Origin of the sequence: Burkholderia sp. (assembly GCF_018375725.1) — a bacterium.
GTDB lineage: Bacteria > Pseudomonadota > Gammaproteobacteria > Burkholderiales > Burkholderiaceae > Burkholderia.
Genome location: NZ_JAHACR010000069.1, coordinates 1 through 16,095, shown reverse-complemented (window position 1 = coordinate 16,095; position 16,095 = coordinate 1). Strand labels below are relative to the sequence as shown.

Here is a 16,095-nt window from a genome sequence, read left to right as displayed (position 1 = left end):
ATGCTCCGCCGCACCAGCGGTGCCTGGTAGCTGCGGGGCACCGGTGGCGCGCACAGTATGGCGAAAACGCCGAGTAGCACCAGCAGCTTGCGGTCGCGGCGCGGCTGCGCGAGTGCGGCCGCCTGGGCGGGCGACGGACCGGTCAGCCAGCCCGCTGCGAATGCGGCGAAAAGAATCGCGACGAAGGTGGCCGGACTATGGGCGAACGCGAGCAGGATCGTCGACAGCGCCGCGATCGTCTGCTCGATGGGCTCGCGCACCAGCGTACGAAATTGCTTGATCCACGTGACGCCGATCAGTGCGGCGAGCACCATGCTGAAGTGGCTGAGCATCACGGGCGCTGCGAGCGACCGCACGAGCGGCGTGCGATAGAAGATCGCGAACAGCGTCATCATCACGAAGAACGGCAGCACGCTCGCCAGGCCGGCGATCCAGGCGCCGGCGCGGCCGTGCAGCGTATGGCCGACCTGTACCGCGACGTTGCAGCCGACCGGGCCCGGCACCAGCCAGGCGAGCGCGACGAGATCGGCGAACGCGTGCAGTTCGATGCGCTGCATCCGGTGAACGTAGTGGCGCTCGAGCTGCGCCATCATCGCGAGCCCGCCCCAGGACAGGGCGGAAATACCTGCGACGACCTTGAACAAGGTCCACAGGGATTCCTGCTGCTCCACGCGTTCTACCGCTTCGAGGCGCATCATGACTTTTCTTCAGGCAAGCCTGGCTCAGGGAAATGCGGCTCACAGACGCAATTGCCCCGGCATTGTCCGACGAATGGCGTCAGTCATCCATGAGCGAAAACGCTAGGTCGGCACGCTGCCTGCGCGGGCGAAACAATGGGGGGCGGAATGCGCGCTCACACGCCGGTGCTGCCCGTCGCGCGGTGCGGGACGATGCGCGCAGGGGCGCCGCACACACCGAAGCGGGCGAGCAGGGCGGGGATGCCGCCGGCCGGCACCGGGCGCGAGAACAGGAAGCCCTGCGCCTCGATTTCCCCGAGCGCCGACAGCCAGGCGACCTGTTCCTCGGTCTCCGTGCCTTCGACGACGACCGTCAGCCCGAGCGAGCGGGCGAGATGCACGATCGACGCCACCATCACGCAGACGCTGCGGTCGTTGGGGATCGCCTGTATGAACGAGCGGTCGACTTTCAGCGTGTCGACGGAGAAGCGGTGCAGGTACGACAGCGATGAATACCCGGTGCCGAAATCGTCGAGCGCGATCCGGATGCCGAGCTTTTTCAGCGCGACGATCTTCTCGGACACGAGCTCCGGATATTCCATCATCGCCGTCTCGGTGATCTCGAGTTCGAGACGGCTCGCCTCGATCCCAGTTTCCTGCAGCGTGCGCGAGATCGTCTCGATCAGGTCGCCACGCCAGAACTGCACGGGCGAGATGTTGATCGCGAGCGTCAGCGTGTCGTGCCCTTCGTCGCGCCAGCGCGCGATCTGCTCGCACGCCGTGCGGATCACGAAATCGCCGATCGGCACGATGAGGCCCGTCGATTCGGCAATCGAAATGAACTCGTTCGCGGAAATGATCCCGTGCTCCGGATGATCCCAGCGCGCGAGCGCCTCGAAGCCGGTGATGTAGCGGTACGTGAGGTCGATCTTCGGCTGGTACGCGAGAAACAGCTGGCCTTCGGCAAGCGCGACGCGCAGCTGCTGCTCCCAGCGCATCAGGTGGTCGGCGCGATGCGACAGGTGCGGCGCGTAGAACTGGTAGCAGTTCTTGCCGGCGTCCTTCGCACTGTACATCGCGAGGTCGGCCTTTTTCAGCAGGTCGATCTCGCTTTCGTTCGCGACCGTGTGCAGCGCGATGCCGATGCTCGCGTGCAGCACGAACGAACTGCCGCGCACGTCGAACGGCTGGCCGAACATCCGGATGATCGCCTCGGCAAGCCGTACCGCGCGCCGCTCGACATCGTCGCCCTTCATCACGACGACGAATTCGTCGCCGCCGATCCGCGCGAGCGTGCCTTCGTCGCCGACCGCGTCGGACAGTCGCGCCGCGGTCATCTGCAGCACGATGTCGCCGGCGTTGTGGCCGAGCGTGTCGTTGACGGTCTTGAAGTTGTCGAGGTCGATGAACAGCAGGCCGAGCCGCGACAGGCTCGCCGGCATCGACACGTCGTTGCGCAACCCGCGCAGCGTCGCGTAGCGGTTCGCGAGACCTGTCAGCAGATCGTATTCGGCGAGCTGCGTCATCTCGCGCTCGCGGCCGAGCAACTTGTTGATCAGGCCGGTGGCCACGCCGAAAAACGCAAGCATCGCGAGCGTGATGAAGCTCGTCATCAGCAGATAGACGTTGCGCGTGTGGTTGTAGTCGGCGAGTTCCTCGGCCAGCGACAGCCCGACCATCACCGCGAGCGGATAGCCGTCGAGATGGCGGTACGAGACGATGCGCTTCACGCCGTCGATCGGGTCGACGATCGTACCCGACGCACGCTCCGAGACCGGGTAGACGCCGGACGCGGAGAATGCGCCCGGCGCGTTGTTCGCCGAACCGGTGCGCCGCGCGAGCACGGCGCCCGTGTCGGATACGACGGTGATCACGCCTTCCTTGCTGATCGCCGCGTTGTTGTAGAAATCGTTCGTGAAGTAGCTCGGGTCTTCCGACACCACGACGACGCCCGCGAAGCTGCCGTCGGGATTGTTGAGACGCCGCGTCATCTGCAGCGTCCAGTGGCCGGACACGCGGCCGAGCACCGGTTTGCTGATAAAGAGCTGGTCGTCGTTGAGTTTCACGTGCACCTTGAAGTGCTCGCGGTCGGACAGGTCGACCGACTTCGGCATGTGCTCGGCGGTGGTTGCGAACAGCATGCCCTTCGCATTGACGAGCGAGACCTGGATCAGCGTATCGCTCGGCACGACGCCTTTCTCGACCGTGCTCGCGAGATTGAAGTGCGCGGGCGACTTCTCGAATTCGAACTTGACGAAGCGGGTGATCTGATCGACCTGGTGGATCGCCTTCACGGTGTGCTGCTCGAGCGCGGACGACAGGATCGCGGCCGACGCCGCCGCTTCCTTGAATGCGCTGTCCTTCTCGATCGACAGCCGCGCGATGATGACCGCCCAGAGCAGCGCGAGCGCCAGCGTGCCAAGCAGCGGAATCGCGAACAGCGCCCGGCTGCGCGATTTGCGCGGTGCGCGTAGCGGTCGCGTCGACGGCGAATGAGAGGACCGGGCGGAACTCATCGATGGGGCGGCGTCCTGGCGCGCGTGCGCCATCCCGCGGGATGGCTGAACAAAGGATCGCGCCGGTATCCGTCCGTGAGATGAACGTTCATCCATGAACAGGCGCCGGGCGACGGGTTAGGCCCGATATTACTGAATGGTTTGTTTTTGCGATAGCGTGCTCAGGATAGCGCCGGCCGGCACGCTGCGCACGGCCCGGATGAAATATCAGCCGGGCAGCCGGAAGGTGCCGTCGACAACCGTGACGGCATGTCCGCCGATCCAGGTCGCGCCGTCGTCGTCATATTCGACGAAGACTTGTCCGGCGCGGCCGATCGCGGTGCCCTGGCGCGCCGTGTACGACGGCCCGGGGCGACGCTGCTGGCGGGCCAGCAGCCCGGCCAGCGCGGCGTTCGCGCTGCCGGTGACCGGATCTTCGCCGACGCCGGCCCCGACGCCGCCGCCCGCCAGCAGGCAGCGGATTTCGAACGTCGCCGGGCCGCCCGGCGGATGCGGTGCATAGGCCGCGATTCCGTGCGTGCCGTACCGGTGCGTGAGCGCGAGCAAAGCGGCCGGATCCGGCGACAGGCCGATGCACGCGTCGGCCGATTGCAGCCGCACGACGAGCCACGGCGAACCGTTGTCGACCGCGCACGGCTCGGCCGACAGGTCGATGTCCGCCGTGCGCAATGCCGCCTCGAGCGCCGCGTAGTCCGCTTCGGCCAGCGGCGTGACGCGCGCGGGCGGTGCCGCGAATGCCCAGCCGTTCGCCTGTTGCCGCAGTGCAACCTGCCCGACACCGCACTGCTGAATCAGCCTCCCCGGCGTGCGCGGCCGCGCGCCGCTTTCGAGGAACGCGTGCGCGGTGCCGAGTGTCGGGTGGCCGGCAAACGGCAGTTCACCCGCCACTGTGAAGATCCGCACGCGGTAGTCCGCGGCCGGATCGGTCGGTGCGCACAGGAAAGTCGTTTCCGACAGGTTGGTCCAGCGGGCGATCGCCAGCATGTCGTCGTCGCCGAGCGCATCGGCATCGAAGACCACGGCGAGCGGATTGCCCAAGAACGGTACCGACGTGAAGACGTCGACCTGCTTGAAGCGGACGCGGCGGGCGGTCATCGCGGCGATCGCGTCAGGCGACTTCGGCGATCAGCTCGATCTCGACGCACGCGCCGAGCGGGATCTGCGCGACGCCGAATGCCGAGCGCGCATGCTTGCCCGCGTCGCCGAACACTTCGGCGATCAGCTCGGACGCGCCGTTCGTCACCAGATGCTGCTCGGTGAAATCGAGCGTCGAATTGACGAGGCTCATCAGCTTGACGATGCGCGTGACCTTGTTCAGGTCGCCCGTGTGCGCGTGCAGTGTCGCGAGCAGGTCGATTGCGATGGCGCGTGCGGCCGCCTTGCCGTCTTCGGTCTTGAGATCGGCGCCGAGCTTGCCGGCCCAGACCTTGCCGTCCTTCTTCGCGATGTGGCCGGACAGGTAGACCGTGTTGCCGCTTTGCGCGCTCATCACGTACGCGGCTGCCGGGGCGCCGGCGGTCGGGAGTTCGATGCCGAGCGATTTCAGGGTGTCGTAGACGTTTGCCATGTGTGCGATTCCTCGTTGTGAGTCGTGACAGGAAATGGGGTTCAGAGACGCTCGCGCAGCAGCTTGCCGAGGCGCGCGACGCCTTCCTCGATCTTTTCCGGCGGCACCGTCACGAACGACAGGCGCAGCGTGTTCTGTTGCGGGTCGTTCGCGAAGAACGGCGCGCCGGGCACGAAGGCGACGTGATTCGCGACCGCCGTCTCGAGCAGCTTCATGCTGTCGATCTGTTGCGGCAGCGTGACCCAGATGAACATGCCGCCTTCCGGACGGTTCCACGTCACGCCTTCCGGCATGTGGCGCGCGAGCGCGTCGAGCATCGCGTCGCATTGTGCGCTGTACAGCTTGCGGATCGACGGGATGTGTTCGTCTAGGAAGCCGTCCTTGATCACTTCGTGTGCGATGCGTTGCGTGAGCGTCGGCGTGTGCAGGTCGGTGGCCTGTTTCGCCTGGACGAGCTTGAAGTGCAGTTCCTCGGGCGCAATGATGTAGCCGATGCGCAGGCCCGGCGCGAGCACCTTCGAGAACGTGCCGAGGTGCACGACGTGGTCGGGCGCCATCGACAGCATCGTCGGCAGCGGCTCGCCCGTGTAGTTGAGCGCACCGTAGGGATCGTCCTCCAGCACCGGGAACGGGCTCGACTGCGCGAACCGGGCGAGCGCGCGGCGGCGCTCGACGGGCAGGCGGCGGCCGGTCGGGTTCTGGAAATTCGGCTGGGCATAGAGCAGGCGCGCGCCTTGCGTCAGATCCGGCGTGAGGCCTTCGGGCAGCAGGCCCTGTTCATCGGTCGGCACCTGCACGTAGCGCGGCTCGTACAGCGAGAACGATTGCAGTGCGCCGAGGTAGGTCGGGGTTTCGACGAGGATCGGGCTGCCCGGATCGACGAGCACCTTGCCGAGCAGGTCGAGCGCCTGCTGCGAGCCGGTCGTGACCAGCACTTGCGACACGCGCACGCGATAGCGCTCGGCGATCCACTCGCGCAGCGGCAGGTAGCCTTCGGTCGCGCTGTACTGGAGCGCCGCGGCGGGCGCGTCGCGCAGCACGCGGTCGGCGGCCGCGCGCATGCGCTCGGCCGGGAACGTGGACGGGGCGGGCAGGCCGCCGGCGAACGAGATGACCTCGGGACGTTCCGTGACCTTCAGGATTTCGCGGATCGCCGAGCTCGTGAGCTTGCGGGCGCGTTCGGAAAGTTGCCAATGCGGCGGATGCAGGTCGCTCGGATTCATACGTCTCCTCGTTCGGATATCAAGTCAGTCAGGAAGGTCGGCCGGACGGTTCGGCTCAGCCGGGCCGGGTAGGCGCGGTCGACGGCGAAAGGTCAGGCGCGGCCGGGTGGGCACAACCGGTCGGACAAAACGCGCATTATCGCTCGCCAATTCAGCTTGCGCGAGCGGGAAGCGGTGCCGTGGCCACCGTGGCGCGGCGGCCGAGTACCACGGTCGCGATCACGGCGCCGGCGAACAGCCAGGTCGACGACGTCACGGTCTCGCCGAACAGCAGCGCCGAAAACGCGATCGTGAAAAAGATCTGCAGCAGCTGCACCTGGCCGACGCGTGCGGTACCGCCCATCGCGAGGCCCGCATACCACGCGAAGAACCCGATGAATTGCGAAAACAGGGTCACGTACCCGAAGGCGAGCCACGTGCGCAGCGCGAGCGGGCCGGGGTGTGCCGCGTGATGCGCCCATGCGAGCCAGCCGACCGGCAGCACGAGAAACGGCGCGGAGACGACGAGCGCCCAGCAGATCACCTGCCAGCCGCCGATCTGGCGGGCGAGGCGCGCGCCTTCGGCATAGCCGAGCGCGCCGATGCCGACCGCGACGAGCATCAGCCCGTCGCCCGCCTGCAGCGTACCGCCGCCGTCTCGCAGCGCGAACGCGATCACGAGCGCGCTGCCCGCCACGGCGCTGACCCAGAACGCCTTCGACGGCCGCTCATGCGACAGCCACGCGGCATACAGTGCGACGAACAGCGGCTGCAGTCCGTTGACGACCGCGCCGTGCGATGCGGGTACCGATTTCATCGCCCACGCGGAGAACACCGGGAACGCGACGATCACGCCCGCCGCCACGACGAACAGGCTTTTCAGTTGCGCGCGCGTCGGCAGCCGCTCGCGGCGCCACCACAGCAGCAGGCCTGCGGGAATCGACGCGGCGAGCGCGCGGCCGAGGCCGTTGAGCAGCGGATGCAGCTCCGTGACGACGATGCGCGTCATCGGCAGCGTCAGGCTGAAAATCATCACGCCGATCAGGCCGAGCAGCATGCCACGGGTTTCGCGCGAATTCATGTCGGGGGTGTCTCCAGGGTCGGGATCGGGGCGGGTGCCCGGTTTGGCGCAGGCCGGCGCAGTCGCACGGCCTGCGAGCGGCAACGGGCCTGCCATGGCGTGGCGCCGGGGCGGGCGGCCGGACAACGCCGATCCGCCGCAGGACGTCCCGCCCGACAAACTGTAATCGCGCCGACCTGCACAGTAACGGTACAATCGCCGCGATACCTTTCTGTACAGTTGGAGCCGCCATGTCCTCCGTTCCGCTCGACCAGATTCCCGCCCCGCACGACAGCGCGACGCTCACGCTGGTCGACCAGCTCGTGCAATGGGCGCGGCGGCGCATCGACGAGCGCGTGTTCCGCCCCGGCATGCGGATGCCGTCGATCCGCAAGCTCGCGCTCGACAAGCGGGTGTCGCGCTTTACCGTCGTCGAGGCGTACGAGCGGCTGGTCGCGCAGGGCTATCTCGACTCGCGGCGCGGCTCGGGCTTCTTCGTGCGCGAGCGCGCCGCGGGTGCGCAGCCGGCCGGTCCGGTCTTGCGTGGCGGGGAGGCGGCACCCGTCCACAACACGATCGATGTGGTCTGGCTGCTGCGGAACATGCTGCACACCGTCAGCCCGGAAAAGGGGCCGGGGCTCGGCTATCTGCCCGCCCGCTGGCTCGACGGCGAACTGATCACCGGCGCGCTGCGCGCGCTCGGCCGGCAAGCCGGCGCGCAGATGCTCGGTTTCGGCACGGCGCAGGGCTTCCTGCCGCTGCGCCAGCAATTGCAGACACGGCTCGCGGAAATCGAGATCGGTGCGGCACCCGATCAGATGGTGCTCGTCTCCGGCATCACGCAGGCGATCGACCTGATCTCGCGGATCTACATCAAGCCGGGTGATGCGGTGATCGTCGGCGATCCGGCCTGGTTCCAGATGTTCGGCCGCTTCGCGTCGCAGGGCGCCCAGCTGATCGGCATGCCGTATACGCCCGACGGACCGGATCTCGATGCGCTCGAGACGCTCGTGCAGATGTGGCGGCCGAAGATGCTCGTGATCAACTCCGTGCTGCAGAACCCCACCGGCACGTCGCTGTCCGCCGCGCAGGCGTTCCGCATCCTGAAGCTTGCCGAGCAGTACGATTTTCTCGTCGTCGAGGATGACGTCTACGGCGATCTGTGTCCTCAGGGTTATCCGGCGACGCGCCTCGCGAGCCTCGACCAGTTGAAGCGCGTGATCTTCCTCGGCAGCTTCTCGAAGACGCTCGCGGCGAATTTGCGGGTCGGATTCGTCGCGTGCGCGCCGGAGATTGCGAAGGCGATCACCGACCAGAAGATGCTGGTCGGCATGACGACGCCGGAACTCAACGAGCGCGTGCTGTACAAGATCCTGACCGAAGGGCACTACCGTCGCCACGTCGAGCGGCTGCGCGCGCGGCTCGACGGCGTGCGCGACAAGACCGCGCGGATGCTCGAGCGCGCGGGCCTGCGGCTCTTCACGATGCCGGCCGCGGGGATGTTTCTGTGGGCCGATACCGGTGTCGATTCGGACGCGCTCGCGGCGGCGGCGCACGAAGCGGGCTTCCTGCTGACGCCGGGCAGCCTGTTTTCGCCGCAGCAGTCGCCGTCGTCCTGGACCCGCTTCAACGTCGCGAATTGCGGCGATCCGGCGCTGCCGGGCTTTCTGTCGCGCTATCTGGATTCGGTCGCGCGACGTGCTTCGTAGCGCTGCACCGGCTCTTGAAACCGCGCCGGCCATCCCCAGATAGACGCACGAATCCAGCCCCGCGCATTGCATCGGGGCCACACCATTCAAGTAAGAGGAAACCAGGTCCATGGCACACGAAACGATGAGCTTTCAGGCAGAGGTCAAGCAACTCCTCCACCTGATGATTCATTCGCTCTACAGCAACAAGGAAATCTTTCTGCGCGAACTGGTGTCGAATGCGTCCGACGCCTGCGACAAGCTGCGCTTCGAGGCGCTCGCGAACAACGCGCTGTATGAGAACGACCCGAACCTGCGCATTCGCATCGCCTACGACAAGGCGGCGCGCACGCTTACGATCGACGACAACGGCATCGGCATGAGCCGCGACGAGGCGATCGCGAACCTCGGGACGATCGCCCGTTCGGGCACCAAGGAATTCTTCTCGAAGCTGTCGGGCGACCAGCAGAAGGACGCGGCGCTGATCGGCCAGTTCGGCGTCGGTTTCTATTCGGGCTTCATCGTCGCTGACAGGATCACCGTCGAGAGCCGGCGCGCGGGCCTGCCGGCCGCCGAAGGCGTGCGCTGGGAAAGCGCGGGCGAGGGCGACTTCGCGGTCGACACGATCGAGCGCGCGCAGCGCGGCACGACGATCACGCTGCATCTGCGCGAAGGCGAGGACGATCTGCTGTCGGCGCACCGCCTGAAATCGATCATCCAGAAGTATTCCGATCACATCGCGCTGCCGATCCTGATGCAGAAGGAAGAATGGGATCAGGAAAAGGGCGAGATGGTCCTGAAGGACGAGGACGAGACCGTCAACCAGGCGAGCGCGCTGTGGACCCGCTCGAAGAGCGACGTCACCGACGAGCAGTACAAGCAGTTCTACCAGCATATCGCGCACGACCATCAGGATCCGCTGACGTGGACGCACAACCGCGTCGAGGGCCGCAGCGAATACACGCAGCTCCTCTTCGTGCCGTCGCACGCGCCGTTCGACATGTGGAACCGCGACTATCGCGGCGGCCTGAAGCTGTATGTGAAGCGCGTGTTCATCATGGACGACGCCGAGCAGCTGCTGCCGCAATACCTGCGCTTCGTGAAGGGCGTCGTCGATTCGGCCGACCTGCCGCTCAACGTGTCGCGCGAGATCCTGCAGGAGAGCCGCGACGTGAAGGCGATCCGCGAAGGCGTGACGAAGCGCGTGCTGTCGATGCTCGAGGAACTCGCGAACGCGGAAGACGATGCCGGCCGGGAGAAGTACAAGACGTTCTGGCAGGCGTTCGGCCAGGTGCTGAAGGAGGGTGTCGGCGAGGATCACGCGAATCGCGACCGCATCGCGAAGCTGCTGCGCTTTGCCTCGACGCACGGCGAGACCGACGAGCAGAACGTGTCGCTCGCCGACTACGTCGCGCGGATGAAGCCCGAGCAAAGCAAGATCTACTACGTGACCGCCGATACGTGGCAGGCCGCGAAGAACAGCCCGCATCTCGAAGTGTTCCGCAAGAAGGGCGTCGAAGTGCTGCTGCTGACCGACCGCGTCGACGAATGGATGCTGTCGTTCCTGCATGAATTCGACGGCAGGCCGCTGGTGAGCGTCGCGCGCGGCGATCTCGATCTCGGCGAGTTGAACGACGACGAGAAGAAGGCGCAGGAAGCGGCGGGCGAGGCGATCAGGCCGGTTGTCGAGAAGATGAAGGAAGCGCTCGGCGACAGGGTGAAGGACGTGCGCGTCACGTTCCGCCTGACCGATTCGCCGTCGTGCCTCGTCGCGGACGATCACGACATGAGCGGTTACCTGCAGCGCATGCTGAAGGCAGCGGGCCAGAAGGCGCCGTCGTTCCAGCCGATCCTCGAGATCAATCCGGAGCATGCGCTCGTCAGGCAGCTGAACGCGGACAGCGCCGAATTCGGCGACTGGTGCCACTTGCTGTTCGATCAGGCGTTGCTCGCCGAAGGCGGCATGCTCGACGATCCGGCGAGTTTCGTGAAGCGGACCAACGCGCTTTTGCTGTCGCGTGCCGCGTGAACACGCGGATGCGGTTCGATGCGCAACGGGCGGGCTGGCGCGAAGTGCCCCGGCCCGGCTGTACGAGTGCGCAGCGTGACTGGCTGACGCGTGGCGGCTCGCTGACCGCGCATCTCGCACGGCTCGGCAACGTGACCGTGCGCGTGACGCGCGAGGCGGTCGATTGTCCGTGGTTCGACGAATACACGGCGCTCGCACATGCGCCGCGCACGCCGGTCTGGGTGCGCGAGGTGATCCTGTCGGTCGATGGCGTGCCGTACGTCGCGGCGCACAGCATCGCGCCGCTTTCCGCGAGCAAGGGTGTCTGGCAGGCGATGCGGCGGCTGCGTACGCGTCCGCTCGCGGAGTTGCTGTACAGCGACCCGGAGGTCGAGCGTTCGGCGCTCGTCAGCCGGCGCGTGATCGCCGGCCATCCGCTCTATGCGCTGGCGAGCCGCGCGCTTGGCGGCGCGCGGGCGCCGCACGCGTTTGCCGCGCGGCGCTCGGTGTTCCAGCGGCATGGCGCGCCGCTGATGGTGACGGAATGCATGCTGCCGGCATTGTGGCGGCATCTCGACGTGGATGGCGACGGGCGGCGATCGGACGAGGCCGCGTGATGCTGCGCGGGTTTCCTCCGGTCGTCGGGCCGGATACGCATACGATCATTCTCGGCAGTTTTCCGGGAGAGGCGTCGCTGGTTGCGGCGCAGTATTATGCGCATCCGCGCAATCAGTTCTGGCGGTTGTTGGGTGTTGTGCTTGGCGAGCCGGATCTGCACGCGCTGGGTTATGAGGCGCGACTCGAGCGCGTTTTAGCGCATGGGATCGGCATCTGGGACGTGCTCGCCGCATGCCACCGCGAAGGCAGTCTCGATTCGGCGATCCGCAATGCGAAGCCGAACGACTTCGATTCGTTGCGCGAGCATGCGCCGTTGTTGAAGAAGGTGTGTTTCAACGGCAAGACCGCGGGGCGGTTTGCCGACGTGATCGGCAAGGCGGGATACGAGACGCTCGTGTTGCCATCGTCGAGCCCCGCGAACGCGATGCTGTCGTTCGATCAGAAACTCTCGTGTTGGCGGACGATTCTTTCCTGACGGCATTCGATGAAGCGCATCGAGTCGCCGTCCCATTTCTCCAGCACTTCGGACGCAAGTCGGCGAATGCTATCCTCTCGGTCGCAAAAATTGCTCCACCCCTGCGAGATTCATCCATGACCCGACTGATCAAGCGCGCGTCCGCCGAGGCGCGTGCATTCAAGCGCGGCGAGCCCTCGTCCTACAACGGCTCCGCCAAGCTCAAGCCGGTACGCGTCAAGCGCCGCACCGACATCGACGAACATGACGACGTTCCGGTCCTCGAAGCGCCGCGCAAGCCGCGCTTCGCGCCCGTGACGTTCTCCGAGGAGCGCGGCGTGCGCTACCTGCACTTCGGCACCGAATGGGTGCAGGGTGCGATGCGGATCTCGAAGCCGCTTCACATCGAGCTCGAATACGCGCAGCAGATGATGGCGTGGCTGCTGTTTCTCGAGACGCCCGAGCGGGTCGTCCAGCTCGGTCTCGGCACCGGCGCGCTGACCAAGTTTGCGCATCGCTTTTTGCCGCGCGCGAAGGTCGAGGCGGTCGAACTGAACCCGGCCGTGATAGTGGCCGCACGCACGATGTTCGAGATGCCGCCCGACGACGCGCGCCTGACCATTCACGAAGCGGACGCGTGGGATTTCGTCAACGATCCGGCCAACCGCGGCACGACCGGTGCGATCCAGATCGACCTGTACGATGCGACCGCGCGCGGACCGGTGCTCGACACCGTCGCGTTCTATCGCGCCGTGCGCGGCTGTCTCGCCGACGCGGGCATCGCGACAATCAACCTGTTCGGCGATCACCCGAGCTTCGTGCGCAACATGAAGCACCTGAACGCGGCATTCGACAACCGCGTGATCGCGCTGCCGGAGGTGCACGACGGCAACCGGATCGCGCTCGCATTTTCGGGGCCGCCGCTCGACGTGACGTTCACCCAGCTCGACGACCGCGCGAAGCTGATCGAGACGCAATTGAACCTGCCCGCCCGTTCGTGGGTGAAAGCCCTGAAGGCATCGGTCGCGCCGCGCGCGACGTCGTTCGCCATCTGACGCACCATGCGCGCGCCGCATGCGGCCGCGCTTTCATGGCGGGGACGGATCCCTTCGGGTTCGCCCCCGCTTGACCGTGTCGATGCGGCTCCTATACTGGCGCGAGGCCAGGGGCGCCGCAGCCTACCCGCTTCGTCGCTCCCGCCGGCCGCCGTACCCGTCAACAACATGTACAACCGGGAATGATGAGGAGACGTCATGGCTCACGACGCCGACGCCAATCGGGCCGCCAAGCGCTGGCTCTGGCTGCTGGTTCTGCCGCTGATCGCAATGGTCTGGGTGCCGTCGTACAACAAGGTCGATCCGCAATGGTTCGGCTTTCCGTACTTCTACTGGTATCAACTGCTGTGGGTCTTCATTAGCGCGGTGATTACCGCGTTCGTCTACTTCAAGACCAAGAACGCCTGGAAAGCGGGCGGTTCGCAAGGAGGTGGCCGATGAATATCGTCGCTACCTCGGTCTTCGTCCTGTTTTTCGTCGGCGTCACGATCATCGGTTTCCTTGCCGCCAACTGGCGGCGCGGCGATCTCGCGCATCTCGACGAGTGGGGCCTGGGCGGCCGCCGCTTCGGCACGATCGTCACCTGGTTCCTGCTCGGCGGCGACCTGTATACCGCGTACACGTTCGTCGCGGTGCCGGCGCTCGTATTCGGCGCAGGCGCGATGGGTTTCTTCGCGCTGCCTTACACCATCCTCATCTATCCGTTCGCGTTCGTCGTGTTTCCGAAGCTGTGGAGCATCGCGAAGCGTCACGGCTACGTGACGGCCGCCGACTTCGTCAGCGCGCGCTACGGCAGCCGCATGCTCGCGCTCGCGGTCGCGGTGACGGGCATTGTCGCGACGATGCCGTACATCGCGCTGCAACTCGTCGGCATCGAGGTCGTGATCGGCGCACTGGGCTTCGATACCAAGGGCTTCGTCGGGGATCTTCCGCTCATCATCGCGTTCGCGATTCTCGCCGCCTACACGTATACGTCCGGACTGCGCGCGCCCGCGATGATCGCGATCGTGAAGGACATCCTGATCTACGTGACGATCGCCGCGGCCGTCGTCGTGATCCCGGCGAAACTCGGCGGCTTCGGGCAGATCTTCAGTCACGTGCCGCCGGCGAAGCTGCTGCTGAAGGCGCCGGACGCCGCAAGCCTGAACGGCTTCAGCGCGTATACGACGCTCGCGATCGGCTCGGCGCTTGCGCTGTTCCTGTATCCGCACTCGGTCACGGCGATCCTGTCGTCGTCGTCCGGCAACTCGATCCGCCGCAACATGGCGATGCTGCCCGCGTATTCGTTCGTGCTCGGCCTGCTCGCGTTGCTCGGCTACATGGCGCTCGCGTCGGGCGTGAAGGACATGCCGCAGTACGCGGCCTACTTCAAGGCATTCGGCCCGAACTTTGCGGTGCCTGCGCTGTTCCTCGAATATTTCCCGTCGTGGTTCGTCGGGGTCGCGTTCGCGGCGATCGGCATCGGCGCGCTCGTGCCGGCGGCCATCATGTCGATCGCGGCGGCGAATCTCTACACGCGCAATATTCACCGCGAGTTCATCAACCGCAACATGACGCACGAACAGGAAACCCACGTCGCGAAGCTGGTATCGCTGATCGTGAAGATCGGTGCGGTCGCATTCATCATCGGGCTGCCGCTGACCTATGCGATCCAGTTGCAGCTGCTCGGCGGCATCTGGATCATCCAGACGCTGCCTGCGATCGTGCTCGGCCTTTACACGCGCGTGCTCGACTATCGCGGCCTGCTGCTCGGCTGGGTCGCCGGTCTCGTGTGCGGCACGTGGATGGCGATCTCGCTGAAGCTCGCGAGCTCGATTTTCGCGATCCATCTGTTCGGCTATGCGATTCCGGGCTACGCAGCGGTGTGGTCGCTGATCGTGAACCTCGTCGTCGCGATCGTCGTGAGCATCGTCGTGCGCCTGCTGCGCATGTCGCACGCGGAAGACCGCACGCGGCCGGAGGATTATCTCGACGTCGTCGAAAGCTGATGCAGGATGCGCGGCCGGTCGCATGCCGCGCAGAAGTAAAAATGCCCGCCACCGCAAGGTGACGGGCATTTTTACGTTAACCGCGAGCAGTGCTACTGCGCGCGCTTCGCGAGTTCGTCGCGCTGCGACAGATCCTCGACGTTGACCATCCATTGCACGCCGAAGCGATCCTTCACCATGCCGAAACCGAGCGCCCAGAAGGTTTTCTGGAAGGGCATCGTCACGTTGCCGTCCTCGGCGAGCGCGTCGAACAGCTTCTTGCCTTCGTCGACGGTGGCGGGGTTCAGCGACAGCGCGTAGCCGCTGTGCGTGCCGCTCGTGTTGCGGCAGTCGCCATCCGAGCACATCAGCATCGAATCGCCGATCGTGAAGCTCGCGTGCATGATCTTGTCCGCGACCTCCGGCGTGACCGGGTAGTCGGGATTGGGCGGTGCGTCCTTGAAACGCATCATGAACATCGTCTTTGCGCCGAGCGCCTTTTCATAGAACTTCAATGCTGCTTCGGCCTGCCCGTAAAAACTCAGATACGGTTGTACTTGCATTGTCGTCTCCTGTTGAACAGAGGTCGGCCGAGCCACACGCGCCAGCGCCGGGTTCGGTTCCATGCAACGCCGGGGGTGCGATCGCGCCGATGCCGGCCGGAATGCGTGTGTCGGCATCGGCTTCGATCCGATGCATCGCATCGTGGTGAAAAGGGGCGGGCATGCCGGGAAGCGGCCGGCGCGTCCGTGACGTGGATTGTAGTGCGTGCAGTCGACGACAGGATGAAAATAAAACGGCCGCGAACACGAGGTGCGCGGCCGTTGACGAGGGGCGGATGCCGGCGTTCAGCGCAGCGCGTCGATCATCTTTTCGAGCTTCACGGCATCGGCGGAGAACAGGCGAATGCCTTCGGCCAGCTTCTCGGTTGCCATGGCGTCGTCGTTCAGCTGGAAGCGGAACGACGCTTCGTCGATCGCGACGCGTGCGGCCGGCGCATCGATGAGCGCTTCCGGCGACAGCTTGCGCGTGACCGTCTCGGTGCTGTCCTGCAGCTTCTGCAGCAAATCGGGACTGATGGTCAGCAGGTCGCAGCCGGCCAGCTCGACGATCTGGCTCGTCGTGCGGAAGCTTGCACCCATCACCTCGGTGCGGTAGTCGAAAGTCTTGTAGTACGTGTAGATGCGTCGCACCGACTGCACGCCCGGGTCGTTCGCGCCGCCGTTCGTCGCTTCATTCCATTCGGCGCCGGCCTGCTTCTTGTACCAGTCGTAGATGCGGCC

Annotated in this window: 15 protein-coding genes; 7 read left to right on the top strand and 8 right to left on the bottom strand. The window is 66.0% G+C overall.

Features of this window, described 5'->3' with window-relative positions:
- The 6 genes from KH616_RS10980 to KH616_RS10955 all read right to left on the bottom strand — a co-directional run.
- The coding region (locus tag KH616_RS10980; protein WP_292243985.1) for a chromate transporter at window positions 1-698 on the bottom strand (698 nt) is incomplete at its 3' end.
- 155 nt (window positions 699-853) lie between these two features.
- On the bottom strand, window positions 854-3,193 hold the full coding sequence (locus tag KH616_RS10975; RefSeq protein WP_292243984.1) for an EAL domain-containing protein: 2,340 nt from the start codon (window positions 3,191-3,193) through the stop codon (window positions 854-856).
- Between the two features lie 207 nt (window positions 3,194-3,400).
- Window positions 3,401-4,288, bottom strand: a complete 888-nt coding sequence (locus tag KH616_RS10970; RefSeq protein ID WP_292243983.1) for a PhzF family phenazine biosynthesis protein — start codon at window positions 4,286-4,288, stop codon at window positions 3,401-3,403.
- Between the two features lie 13 nt (window positions 4,289-4,301).
- The gene (locus tag KH616_RS10965) at window positions 4,302-4,760 is read right to left on the bottom strand and encodes a RidA family protein (protein WP_292243981.1); all 459 of its coding nucleotides are present in this window, start codon (window positions 4,758-4,760) and stop codon (window positions 4,302-4,304) included.
- A 41-nt stretch (window positions 4,761-4,801) separates the two neighbouring features.
- Window positions 4,802-5,983 carry a PLP-dependent aminotransferase family protein gene (locus KH616_RS10960; RefSeq protein ID WP_292243979.1) on the bottom strand — a complete coding sequence of 394 codons (1,182 nt, stop codon included), beginning with the start codon at window positions 5,981-5,983 and terminating at the stop codon, window positions 4,802-4,804.
- A 151-nt stretch (window positions 5,984-6,134) separates the two neighbouring features.
- Window positions 6,135-7,043, bottom strand: a complete 909-nt coding sequence (locus KH616_RS10955; RefSeq protein ID WP_292243978.1) for a DMT family transporter — start codon at window positions 7,041-7,043, stop codon at window positions 6,135-6,137.
- A gap of 230 nt (window positions 7,044-7,273) precedes the next feature.
- Between KH616_RS10955 and KH616_RS10950 the strand changes: the two genes are divergently transcribed.
- The 7 genes from KH616_RS10950 (at window position 7,274) to mctP (ending at window position 14,833) form a co-directional block, all read left to right on the top strand.
- A complete protein-coding gene (locus KH616_RS10950; protein WP_292243976.1) occupies window positions 7,274-8,731 on the top strand; it encodes a PLP-dependent aminotransferase family protein in 1,458 nt (485 codons plus the stop codon).
- A 109-nt stretch (window positions 8,732-8,840) separates the two neighbouring features.
- Window positions 8,841-10,739, top strand: coding sequence for a molecular chaperone HtpG (gene htpG / locus KH616_RS10945; RefSeq protein WP_292243974.1), 1,899 nt, complete (start codon window positions 8,841-8,843; stop codon window positions 10,737-10,739).
- Between the two features lie 8 nt (window positions 10,740-10,747).
- The gene (locus KH616_RS10940; RefSeq protein ID WP_292243986.1) at window positions 10,748-11,335 is read left to right on the top strand and encodes a chorismate lyase; all 588 of its coding nucleotides are present in this window, start codon (window positions 10,748-10,750) and stop codon (window positions 11,333-11,335) included.
- Window positions 11,335-11,811: a DNA-deoxyinosine glycosylase gene (locus KH616_RS10935; protein ID WP_292243973.1), complete on the top strand. Its 477-nt coding sequence runs from the start codon at window positions 11,335-11,337 to the stop codon at window positions 11,809-11,811. Before KH616_RS10940 ends, KH616_RS10935 begins: the two co-directional genes overlap by 1 nt.
- Window positions 11,812-11,927: 116 nt before the next feature.
- Window positions 11,928-12,845 (top strand): spermidine synthase, encoded by a 918-nt coding sequence (locus KH616_RS10930; RefSeq protein WP_292243971.1) that lies wholly within the window; start codon window positions 11,928-11,930, stop codon window positions 12,843-12,845.
- Between the two features lie 198 nt (window positions 12,846-13,043).
- Complete coding sequence (locus KH616_RS10925) at window positions 13,044-13,286, top strand: DUF3311 domain-containing protein (protein ID WP_292243970.1); 243 nt, start codon at window positions 13,044-13,046, stop codon at window positions 13,284-13,286.
- Window positions 13,283-14,833, top strand: coding sequence for a monocarboxylate uptake permease MctP (mctP, locus tag KH616_RS10920; RefSeq protein WP_292243968.1), 1,551 nt, complete (start codon window positions 13,283-13,285; stop codon window positions 14,831-14,833). Before KH616_RS10925 ends, mctP begins: the two co-directional genes overlap by 4 nt.
- Window positions 14,834-14,925: 92 nt before the next feature.
- Here mctP and KH616_RS10915 read toward each other — a convergent pair whose 3' ends face one another.
- A complete protein-coding gene (locus KH616_RS10915; protein WP_292243966.1) occupies window positions 14,926-15,375 on the bottom strand; it encodes a VOC family protein in 450 nt (149 codons plus the stop codon).
- A 285-nt stretch (window positions 15,376-15,660) separates the two neighbouring features.
- Window positions 15,661-16,095 (bottom strand): transaldolase family protein (locus tag KH616_RS10910; protein ID WP_292243964.1); only part of this gene is annotated, 435 nt, incomplete at its 5' end.

Bases quoted from the DNA above. Each gene is read 5' to 3' on its own strand.
- htpG (WP_292243974.1), top strand. From the start codon at position 8,841: ATGGCACACGAAACGATGAGCTTTCAGGCAGAGGTCAAGCAACTCCTC.
- KH616_RS10930 (WP_292243971.1), top strand. From the start codon at position 11,928: ATGACCCGACTGATCAAGCGCGCGTCCGCCGAGGCGCGTGCATTCAAG.
- KH616_RS10960 (WP_292243979.1), bottom strand. From the start codon at position 5,983: ATGAATCCGAGCGACCTGCATCCGCCGCATTGGCAACTTTCCGAACGC.
- KH616_RS10970 (WP_292243983.1), bottom strand. From the start codon at position 4,288: ATGACCGCCCGCCGCGTCCGCTTCAAGCAGGTCGACGTCTTCACGTCG.
- KH616_RS10950 (WP_292243976.1), top strand. From the start codon at position 7,274: ATGTCCTCCGTTCCGCTCGACCAGATTCCCGCCCCGCACGACAGCGCG.
- KH616_RS10940 (WP_292243986.1), top strand. From the start codon at position 10,748: ATGCGGTTCGATGCGCAACGGGCGGGCTGGCGCGAAGTGCCCCGGCCC.
- KH616_RS10915 (WP_292243966.1), bottom strand. From the start codon at position 15,375: ATGCAAGTACAACCGTATCTGAGTTTTTACGGGCAGGCCGAAGCAGCA.
- KH616_RS10975 (WP_292243984.1), bottom strand. From the start codon at position 3,193: ATGAGTTCCGCCCGGTCCTCTCATTCGCCGTCGACGCGACCGCTACGC.
- mctP (WP_292243968.1), top strand. From the start codon at position 13,283: ATGAATATCGTCGCTACCTCGGTCTTCGTCCTGTTTTTCGTCGGCGTC.
- KH616_RS10965 (WP_292243981.1), bottom strand. From the start codon at position 4,760: ATGGCAAACGTCTACGACACCCTGAAATCGCTCGGCATCGAACTCCCG.
- KH616_RS10925 (WP_292243970.1), top strand. From the start codon at position 13,044: ATGGCTCACGACGCCGACGCCAATCGGGCCGCCAAGCGCTGGCTCTGG.
- KH616_RS10935 (WP_292243973.1), top strand. From the start codon at position 11,335: ATGCTGCGCGGGTTTCCTCCGGTCGTCGGGCCGGATACGCATACGATC.
- KH616_RS10955 (WP_292243978.1), bottom strand. From the start codon at position 7,043: ATGAATTCGCGCGAAACCCGTGGCATGCTGCTCGGCCTGATCGGCGTG.